A 9,680-nucleotide genomic window follows, 5' to 3' on the forward strand; every position below is an offset into this window, starting at 1 on the left:
CGCTCAACGGCGTTCAGTAGCCCGATGCCCCCCGCCTGGATCAGATCGTCAAGCTCGACGTTGGCCGGAAGCCGCACCTGCAGGCGCAGCGCCTCGTGCCGCACCAGCGGGATATAGCGCTGCCACAGCGAGTGTTTATCCATTACACCGTCCGCGGTGTAGAGTGATGGCATGGTAAACAGCCCTGCAATAGATGAGTTATCGGCACGATTATCCGTTTCTGCAGCACTTTTTAATGGGCGGAATAGTGGGGAAAAGGTGGGGCTATTTAGCAGGTAGGGCTCATAAAAAACCCCGCCGCAGCGGGGTCAATAGCGGTCAGGCGATTAGCCCTGCAGCAGGGAGAGGATCTGCTGCGGCACCTGGTTGGCTTTAGAGAGCACGGAGTTGCCGGCCTGCTGGATGATCTGCGCTTTCGACATGTTCGACACTTCGGTGGCGTAGTCGGCGTCCTGAATGCGGGACTGGGCTTCAGACAGGTTGGTGGTGGTGTTGTTCAGGTTAGTGACCGCGGAGGTCAGCTGGTTCTGCACGGCGCCGAGGGAGGAGCGGAATCCATCAACGATGGCGATGGCGGAATCAAGAGTTTTAAGTGGATTGGCCGTTGCTGCTCCCGTAACCTCGTCAGTACTCTTAGTGACAGTCGCTTTTGCAGGTTTTCCATCAGCCGCATCAGTAACTGCCACCGTGGCTTTAAGATATTTGCCCTCATCACTCTTGACTGCATACTGCGTAGCGCCGCTAGCATCCGTATACGAAAGCAGTTCAACTTGTTTAGGATCTGTAGCTGCGCCATCCGTAATATTTGCAGCTGATATTGCCCCCCCTTTGCTGTCCATCAATTTAGCAGCGGTAAAGTCGCTTTTTCCTGAGACCGTAAAATTATCAAGGCCTAAACTGGTAGAATCAATTTTTTGAAGATTAATATCAATGGTCTGCCCATCATTGGCACCAACCTGAATACTTAACTTAGTTTTGTCCCCGGCCAGCACATTAACGCCGTTAAATTGAGTCTGTTTAGAAACGCGATCAATTTCACCAAGACGTGATTTTATTTCATCCTGGATAGAAGAGAGATCGGAATCCGTATTAGTCCCCGTTGACGCCTGCACCGTCAGCTCACGCACGCGCTGCAGGTTGTTGTTGATTTCGGACAGCGCGCCTTCGGTGGTCTGCGCCAGAGAGATCCCGTCGTTAGCGTTACGCGCCGCCTGGGTCAGGCCCTTGATGTTAGAGGTGAAGCGGTTAGCAATCGCCTGGCCCGCCGCGTCGTCTTTGGCGCTGTTGATGCGCAGGCCGGAAGAGAGGCGCTCGATAGAGGTGGCCAGCGCAGACTGGTTTTTATTGATGTTGTTCTGGGTGATCAGCGAAAGGCTGTTGGTATTAATGACTTGTGCCATGATTACGGTTCCTGTTATTCAAGTCGATGATGAGGAGTTGGGTTTCCACCCTCGGCGCAATCGCCGTCAGTGTGGTTATCGTCGCCCCGCCCGCAACCTTTAGGATTATTTTCGCCGCCGCCCAAATAATTTGTAATGCGCAAAAATAGCGCGCTATTCCGGCTATAAAAAAAATGCCCGCCCTCTAAACTTTCCGCCACTCCCGCCGATAACCCCGGTATCCGTTTTACGCGTCAAAGGAATAAACATGGCAAGTATCTCCTCGCTGGGCGTTGGTTCAGGGCTCGATCTAAACTCCACGCTGTCGCAAATTGAAGCGGTTGAAAAGGCGTCACTGAAGCCTATCTCCGCGCAGCAGTCCTCCTATACTGCAAAGCTCAGCGCCTACGGCTCGCTAAAAAGCGCCCTTACCGCCTTTCAGACCGCCAACAGCGCGCTGAAAAACAGCGGCCTGTTTGCCGCCACCGCCGCCAGCAGCAGCGCCTCGGCGTTTACCGCCACCACCGGCAGCGGCGCGATTGCCGGGAAATACACCATTAGCGTCTCCCAGCTGGCGCAGGCGCAGACGCTCACCAGCAAAACGGCGCAGGGCGATACAAAAACCGCCCTCGCCTCCGCAGACAGCGTGCTGACCATTCAGCAGGGCGGCGATAAAAAGCCGGTGGAGATTAATATCAGCGCAGCCAACTCCTCCCTGAGCGGCATTCGCGATGCCATTAACGGCGCGAAAGCCGGGGTCAGCGCCAGCATTATTAACGTCGGTAATGGGCAATATCGCCTCTCTGTAACCTCGGACACCACCGGTAAAGACAATGCCATGACCCTGAGCGTCAGCGGCGACACGGCCCTGCAGGGCTTTCTCGGCTACGACGCCCAGGGCGCAGGCGGGATGGAAGAGTCAGTCACCGCCCAGAACGCAAAGCTGAAAGTTAACAATATCGATATCGAAAACAGCAGCAACACCATCAGCGACGCGCTGGAAAACATCACCCTCAACCTGAATGACGTTACTACCGGCAACCAGACGCTAACCGTCACCAAAGACACCTCCAAAGCCGAAAAAGCGGTCAACGACTGGGTGACCGCCTACAACGCGCTGCAGGATACCTTTGCTTCGCTGACTAAATTTACCGCGGCCGAAAAAGGCGCTGACACGCAGAATGCCAGCAACGGCGCGCTGCTGGGCGACTCCACGCTGCGCACCATTCAGACTCAGCTAAAGAGCGTGCTCGGCGCCGCCAGCGGCAGCGGCGCGTTTAAATCCCTGACGCAGCTGGGCATCACCTCTGACGCCACCAGCGGCAAGCTGAGCGTCGACGGCGACAAGCTTAAATCGGCCCTGACCAAAGATGCGGCGGGCGCGGCGGCGCTGATTGTCGGTGACGGGAAAGGGACCGGCGTGAGCACTGTTCTCGACAAGAATCTGACCGGCTGGCTGTCGAAAACCGGTATCGTGCAGGCCGCCACCGACGGCGTGAGCAAAACCCTGAACAACCTGACCCAGCAGTACAACGCCGCCAGCGACCGCATTGATGCCACGATGGCGCGCTATAAGGCGCAGTTCACCCAGCTCGACGTTCTGGTGAACTCCCTGAATTCCACCAGCAGCTACCTGACCCAGCAGTTTGACAATACCAGCAAAAAATAACCGTTACTGATTAACGAGGAGAGACGATGTACGGCGCAAAAAGCACCCAGGCCTATGCCCGCGTTGGGATTGAGAGCGCAGTGATGAGCGCCAGCCAGCCGCAGCTGGTGACGATGCTGTTTGACGGCGCGCTCAGCGCGCTGGTGCGCGCCCGCCTGTATATGCAGGAGGGCAACATCGCGGGCAAGGGCCAGTCCCTGTCAAAAGCGATCGATATTATCGACAGCGGCCTGCGGGTCAGCCTCGATGAGGAGAGCGATGACGCCCTGACCCAGAACCTGATCGCGCTGTACGCGTACATGGTCAGGCGCATGCTGCACGCCAATCTGCACAATGACGTCGCCGCCGTTGAAGAGGTGGAAACCTTGCTGCGCAATATTGCCGACGCCTGGAAAGACGTTGCCACCCCGCCCACTCTGACTCAGGACGCCGTATAAATGGCCAATGCACCGACGCTGTACACGCTTTATCAACAGCTGCTGACCCAAAGCCACGGGATGCTGATGCTGGCCCGTGCCGCCCAGTGGGACAGCCTTATCGCCTGCGAAATGGAGTATGTCAGTGCGGTGCACCATGTGGTGCAACACGCGGAGGATTACCCGCCTTCGGAGGCGCTCCAGCAGCAGATCCGCCCGCTGCTGCGCGCCATCCTCGACGCCGAGCAGCAGATAAAAATGCTGCTGCAGGCGCGCATGGAGGAGCTGGCCGGGCTGGTCAATCAGTCAGGCCGCCAGAAATCGGTACTCAGCGCCTACGGCAGCCAGGGCGGCAACGTGCTGGTACCGCAGGAGAGCCGCGATCCGGGCACCCTGTAACACCAACAGCAGGAAGTGCTGCCCGACAGGCGCTTTCTGAGAGTGTCATCCATACTAGAGTCTCCCTGATATGGAGATTCTGGTATGCGCAACCCCACCCTTCTGCAATGTTTTCACTGGTATTACCCTACCGGAGGCGAGCTGTGGCAGGAAGTCGAAGCCCTCGCCCCCAACCTGAATGAAATCGGCATTAACATGATCTGGCTCCCCCCGGCTTACAAAGGCGCTTCCGGCGGCTATTCCGTAGGCTATGACAGCTACGATCTGTTCGATCTGGGTGAATTCGATCAGAAGGGTTCCGTCGCCACCAAATACGGCGACAAAAAGCAGCTGCTGGCGGCTATCGACGCGCTGAAAAAAAATCAAATTGCGGTGCTGCTGGACGTGGTGGTCAACCACAAAATGGGCGCCGATGAGAAGGAGCACATTAAGGTTCAGCGGGTAGACGAACAGGACCGCACGCAAATTTCGGACGAGGTCATCGACTGCGAAGCGTGGACCAAATACACCTTCCCGGCCCGCGGCGGCCAGTATTCGAAGTTCGTCTGGGACTACAAGTGCTTCAGCGGCGTCGATCATATCGAAAATCCCGACGAGGACGGCATTTTCAAAGTGGTGAACGACTACACCGGCGACGGCTGGAACGAGCAGGTGGACGGCGAAATGGGCAACTTCGACTACCTGATGGGCGAGAATATCGATTTTCGTAACCGGGCGGTGACTGAAGAGATCAAATACTGGGCCCGCTGGGCGATGGAGCAGACCGGCTGCGGCGGCTTCCGGCTCGATGCGGTGAAGCATATCCCGGCCTGGTTTTATAAAGAGTGGATCGAGCACGTGCAGGAAGTGGCTCCGGAGCCGCTGTTTATCGTCGCCGAGTACTGGTCCCACGACGTGGAGACGCTGCAAAACTACATCAATCAGGTTGACGGCCAGACCATGCTGTTCGACGCCCCGCTGCAGATGCACTTCCACGATGCTTCGCGCATGGGCCGCGAATACGATATGAGCCAGATTTTTACCGGCACTCTGGTTGAGGCCGATCCGTTCCACGCGGTGACGCTGGTCGCCAACCACGACACCCAGCCGCTACAGGCGCTGGAAGCGCCGGTGGAGGCCTGGTTCAAACCGCTGGCCTACGCCCTGATCCTGCTGCGGGAAAACGGCGTGCCGTCGGTATTCTACCCGGACCTGTTCGGCGCCAGCTACGAAGACACCGGCGGCGACGGTAACACCTACAGCATCGACATGCCGGTGATTGCCCAGCTGCACGAGCTGATTGATGCCCGCCAGCGCTTCGCCCACGGCGTGCAAACCCTGTTTTTCGATCATCCGAACTGCATCGCCTTCAGCCGCAGCGGCACCGATGAAGCACCGGGCTGCGTGGTGGTGCTGTCAAACGGCGACGACGGAGAGAAAACCATTGCGCTGGGAGAAAATTACGCCAGCAAGCGCTGGGTCGATTTCCTCGGCAACCGGGAAGAGACGGTGGAAACGGATGAGAGCGGAACCGGGGTATTCACCTGCCCGGGCGGCAGCGTCAGCGTGTGGGTGCTGGAGGACGTACTGCAATAACCTGAATAGCGTTTAGGGATGACAAAGGGCCTTCCCGCGGGAGGGCCCTTTCTTTTCAGGGACGCTTACGGCAGCGGAGAAGCCAGCGGATTCTTCTGCAGATAGTCGGCGCACTCCAGCGTCGGCCTGTCGACGCGCTTGAGCGTCATCCGGTCGTACTTGATGCGCCCGCCGTCGCTGTCAATGTCGTACACGTCGAGCTTGTTGGTGACGTTGTAAAAGTCATCGCCCTGCTTCATCAGCTTGCCCGGCAGCGCAATCACCCGCTGCCACTGGCGGCAGTCAAGAGTATCGCCCTGCGGCGTGATCACCAGCGTTGCGATCGCCTCAGGGCTCACCATTGCGCTCTGCGGTCCCGCAGACTGCCAGTAGCCCGCCAGGCCGGCCGGGGCCTGCGCCTTTACTACGTTATGATAGTTGTCCACCTGGACACAGCCGGACAGCGCCAGCAGCGCGCCGAGAATTGCCACTTTCTTCATTGCTTATCCTGAGAAAATCGGGAAAAAAAATATTGTGGCATTAAAGCATTAACGCTTCCAGCCCTGTTTCTGCGCAATGCGCGCGCGGCGTGACACAATCGCCAATATAGACGTCGCATTAACGCAGGCTGCAGAAGGGATCGTCCGTGTGATGAGAACAGGCATGCTAAATGAGATTGGGCGTTTGTCCTGAATAAAGCGAACGGTAAATGCAGATGGATAAATAAACCGATGACCGGGCGCAGGCCGCTCACCGGAAAAAAAAGCGCCGGATAGTCTCCGGCACCCGACACTACTTATCCAGCTCCGCCTGGGCCTTGCGCAGATCGTCCTGCGCTTTGGTCAGCTTCTGCTGCTTCTTGCTGATTTTCTCGGGTCGCCCGTCGGCTTGAGCTTCCGCCAGCTCCCGGCGGCGCTCGTCCACCTTCTGCTGCTTATCGCGAATTTTCGCCTCGCGCTCGGCCCGCAGCCCCTGGTCGGTGCAGTTGGTGTTCACATCGTACAGCGCTTTCTCAAGGCCCGCGGCGCGGTTGGTATTGCCATGCGCCCGGGCGTGCTCCAGCTGGTGCTGCAGGCGCTGGGCTTTGGCATCGCAACCGGTGGCGCTGGTCTGCTGCTGGGCGCTGGCCGCGCCGGCCATCATCATCAGCAGGGCAGCAGCAAGAATAGGCTTGTTGTTCATAACACTCTCCGGAGGATCTTTTATCTACGTCTACAGGACAGCTTAGCACGGGCGATGTCACCGCCGCCTAAACCGCCGCCGGGTTGTGATTAATCGCAGTTGATCTTGCGTCCGGGGAAAATGGTTGTCCCGCCGGGGTTTTGAGTGTTCTTGATGCGCAGGATCTGGTTATCGCGCATAAACACCCAGTAGCGCACGCTGCCGCCGCTATTTACCGCCGGATGATCGACGGTGACGCACGCCGCGTAGCCGTAGATAAGCTTGCCGCGATCGGCCAGCACCTCTTTGCGCGGGGTGGTGAAGTCGGAGAATTCTGCGGCGTCGGGATTATCCAGCGCCATGCGAATCGCTTTCTTGATCCGCTTTTTATATTTATTCGGCGCCTCGCCGACGTTCGCGGTGGCGAAGTCGATAGTGTTAATGCGTTTTTCCAGATGGGTGCTGCCCTCGGTATTCACTTCTGTGGCGGACGTCCCCGCCGCGCAGCCGATCAGCAGTATCGCCGTCGGTACCAGCATTATTGTTCTCATCGCCTGTTCCCTCATCGTTCAGCTATCCCAGCCTATCAGCCGGTGCCGCTTTTTCAATAAGAACAGGCTTGTGGCCTCAGCGGTGCCGCACAAACAGTGACGTGGGAACGGGCAGCCAGTAGTTTGTACCTCGTCTATTCTGAAAAAAATTGCCCCTGTAATAAACACTAACACGAAAGAAGTTAACCATTGTGCCTGCAGTACTGGGAGATTGGGCGCTGGCGATGGGAGAAAACTTTGTTAGCCACCAGAGCGCGCGTAATGGATGAGATTCAATTGTATTTATCCATCTTTGAATCATGAAACTAGCGCTCTTTAAGCTTTGAACTGCCCACCCCAGCGGGTTTTACGTTGCCTTGCTCCCCATGTCTGCTAACATCTGGTTACGTTTACGAATGGGAATAGGGAAATGCAGCCAATATTTGGTTTTGTGTTGTTTGGGCTAGCGGCAATTGTAGTAACGGCGATTGCGATTAAAAGGAGAGGTGTGGGTGTCGGCTTCCTCTTTCTTATAGCGACTTGTGCATTGGGATTTGGATTAGTGGTTTTGACTTCTAACATCACAAATGGAAATGGCTTGGCCGCCGGAATTGCATCTTTCACTTCGCCTGTTGTGATGCTGCTGATTGCTTTAACCTCACCCACCTCAGAAAGAAGAGCGGTGCTCAAAGGAGAATCTGGCGAGTTTAAGAAGTGCCCTTTCTGTGCCGAGGCGATCAGGAAAGAAGCGATTAAATGCAAGCACTGTGGCAGTGAATTGCAGGAACAAATTTAGCCACCGGTATTACCCCAGGATATGCCCTCCAGACCCGCCGCTCCGGCGGGTTGTTGTTTTCTGAAATATATATTTTAATGCAACTCACAAACAAATAGTTACGCCCGATGAGCTGACGGATCATCGTTACGCATTAATGTCTATCGCTCATGGTAGGGGCAGTGACGCGAAGGGGCAGCAATACGCTATCGCAAAGCAAACCAGTTAAAACACAAATAGGTATGCTGTTGGCTGACAGAGAGTACGAAACCCAACTTCATTACCGGGCAAATGGGACATACCGATGCGCAAAAGATTATCGCCTTTGCAGATCGTGGATAGCAGAAAACAGGAGTTATACGATGTTGTCCCACTCATGCCCTGGTCAATCGTCTATAACTGAATAACCAAATAAATAACAGCTACTTACCCCACCTACACCGACATATTCATAATATCCTGGTACGCCGCCACCAGCTTGTTGCGCACCTGAATGCCCATCTGCAGGGAAATGGTGGATTTTTGCAGGTCGGTCATCACATCGTTCAGCCCCACGCCCGGCGCACCGATAGCAAATTTTTCCGCCTGCGCTTTTGCGCCGAGCTGGGTTTCGCTAATGCGGTCCAGCGCCGCGGTGAGCTGCCCGGAAAAGCTGACGGCGGGCGCGGCCTCCGCCTGCGGGCTGCGGGCGGCGCTGGTCAGGGACTGCATCTGCAACAGCGCGCTTTCAATGCCGGTAACGGCCATAACTCTCTCCTGGTCAGGGTTTCGACAAGGAGATTAGCAGCATGTCAATCGGACAAAGGCGCTAATTAGGCGCAAAAAAGCCGACTATTTGCCCCATCAAATTTCACTTAACGCCGAATAATGGCAGCGCTATCTCTTTGCCTTTGCTAATCCGGAGCCCGCTTTGCTTTTCAACACCGTTAATGCTGCCAGGCAAATTTGCCGGGGTGCGCAATGAGCGCCGCCGCGACATCCTCAATGAAAATGGGCGACTGGATCAACCGCGCGCGCGCGAACCCGAAAATCCCGCTGATGATCTCCGCCGCGGCGGCCATTGCCGTCATCGTGGCGCTGGTGCTGTGGGCGAAAGCGCCTGACTACCGCGTGCTGTTCAGCAATCTCAGCGACCAGGACGGCGGCGCTATCGTTACCCAGCTGCAGCAGATGAACGTCCCCTACCGCTTTACCGAGGGCGGCAGCGCCCTTGAAGTTCCGGCCGACAGTGTCCACGAGCTGCGCCTGCGTCTCGCCCAGCAGGGACTGCCAAAGGGCGGTGCGGTGGGCTTCGAACTGCTGGATCAGGAAAAATTCGGCATCAGCCAGTTTAGCGAGCAGGTTAACTACCAGCGCGCGCTGGAAGGCGAACTGGCGCGGACGGTGGAAACCCTCGGCCCGGTGAAAAGCGCTCGGGTACACCTCGCCCTGCCGAAGCCGTCGCTGTTCGTGCGCGAGCAGAAGCAGCCTTCCGCCTCGGTCACCCTGAGCCTGCAGCCGGGCCGGGCGCTGGACGAAGGGCAGATTGCCGCGGTAGTGCATTTAGTTTCCAGCGCGGTTGCCGGGCTGCCGCCGGGCAACGTGACGCTGGTGGATCAGAGCGGGCACCTGCTGACCCAGTCCGGCAGCGGCGATCGCGATCTAAACGACGCCCAGCTGAAATACGCCGCCGAGGTGGAAAGCCGCCTGCAGCGGCGCATTGAAATGATCGTGGCGCCGATTGTCGGTGCCGGAAATGTCCACGCCCAGGTCACCGCAAAAATTAACTTCGACAGCAAAGAGCAGACCGAAGAGCAG

General features: G+C 57.0%; 12 protein-coding genes. 6 read left to right on the forward strand and 6 right to left on the reverse strand.

The features are described 5' to 3' along the window. Window positions 1–173 (reverse strand): sigma factor (locus QZ766_RS16215; RefSeq protein ID WP_297203747.1); only part of this gene is annotated, 173 nt, incomplete at its 3' end. 153 nt (window positions 174–326) lie between these two features. Then, complete coding sequence (locus QZ766_RS16220) at window positions 327–1,400, reverse strand: FliC/FljB family flagellin (RefSeq protein ID WP_297203726.1); 1,074 nt, start codon at window positions 1,398–1,400, stop codon at window positions 327–329. Between the two features lie 247 nt (window positions 1,401–1,647). On the opposite strand from QZ766_RS16220, the gene fliD reads away from it, so the two are divergent. The 4 genes from fliD to amyA all read left to right on the forward strand — a co-directional run bounded on the left by fliD (window position 1,648) and on the right by amyA (window position 5,438). Continuing rightward, window positions 1,648–3,048 (forward strand): flagellar filament capping protein FliD, encoded by a 1,401-nt coding sequence (gene fliD / locus QZ766_RS16225; RefSeq protein WP_297203728.1) that lies wholly within the window; start codon window positions 1,648–1,650, stop codon window positions 3,046–3,048. Window positions 3,049–3,074: 26 nt separating this feature from the next. Continuing rightward, window positions 3,075–3,485: a flagellar export chaperone FliS gene (gene fliS, locus QZ766_RS16230; RefSeq protein WP_297203730.1), complete on the forward strand. Its 411-nt coding sequence runs from the start codon at window positions 3,075–3,077 to the stop codon at window positions 3,483–3,485. Beyond that, the gene (gene fliT, locus QZ766_RS16235; protein WP_297203732.1) at window positions 3,486–3,863 is read left to right on the forward strand and encodes a flagella biosynthesis regulatory protein FliT; all 378 of its coding nucleotides are present in this window, start codon (window positions 3,486–3,488) and stop codon (window positions 3,861–3,863) included. A gap of 84 nt (window positions 3,864–3,947) precedes the next feature. Further along, window positions 3,948–5,438, forward strand: a complete 1,491-nt coding sequence (gene amyA, locus QZ766_RS16240; protein ID WP_297203734.1) for an alpha-amylase — start codon at window positions 3,948–3,950, stop codon at window positions 5,436–5,438. A gap of 65 nt (window positions 5,439–5,503) precedes the next feature. On the opposite strand, the gene yedD is transcribed toward amyA, so the two are convergent. The 3 genes from yedD to QZ766_RS16255 all read right to left on the reverse strand — a co-directional run bounded on the left by yedD (window position 5,504) and on the right by QZ766_RS16255 (window position 7,129). Further along, on the reverse strand, window positions 5,504–5,917 hold the full coding sequence (yedD, locus tag QZ766_RS16245; protein WP_297203736.1) for a lipoprotein YedD: 414 nt from the start codon (window positions 5,915–5,917) through the stop codon (window positions 5,504–5,506). Between the two features lie 292 nt (window positions 5,918–6,209). Beyond that, a complete protein-coding gene (locus tag QZ766_RS16250; protein ID WP_297203737.1) occupies window positions 6,210–6,599 on the reverse strand; it encodes a DUF1090 domain-containing protein in 390 nt (129 codons plus the stop codon). Window positions 6,600–6,688: 89 nt separating this feature from the next. Beyond that, window positions 6,689–7,129 (reverse strand): hypothetical protein, encoded by a 441-nt coding sequence (locus tag QZ766_RS16255; protein WP_297203739.1) that lies wholly within the window; start codon window positions 7,127–7,129, stop codon window positions 6,689–6,691. Window positions 7,130–7,538: 409 nt separating this feature from the next. On the opposite strand from QZ766_RS16255, the gene QZ766_RS16260 reads away from it, so the two are divergent. Further along, entirely contained in the window at window positions 7,539–7,904 is a 366-nt protein-coding gene (locus tag QZ766_RS16260; protein WP_297203741.1) for a hypothetical protein, read from the forward strand. A 414-nt stretch (window positions 7,905–8,318) separates the two neighbouring features. Here QZ766_RS16260 and fliE read toward each other — a convergent pair whose 3' ends face one another. Then, complete coding sequence (gene fliE / locus QZ766_RS16265) at window positions 8,319–8,630, reverse strand: flagellar hook-basal body complex protein FliE (RefSeq protein WP_297203743.1); 312 nt, start codon at window positions 8,628–8,630, stop codon at window positions 8,319–8,321. 213 nt (window positions 8,631–8,843) lie between these two features. Here fliE and fliF point away from each other — a divergent pair. Next, on the forward strand, window positions 8,844–9,680 hold an 837-nt coding region (gene fliF, locus QZ766_RS16270), incomplete at its 3' end, for a flagellar basal-body MS-ring/collar protein FliF (protein WP_297203745.1).

Source organism: uncultured Pluralibacter sp. (assembly GCF_913775985.1).
GTDB lineage: Bacteria > Pseudomonadota > Gammaproteobacteria > Enterobacterales > Enterobacteriaceae > Pluralibacter.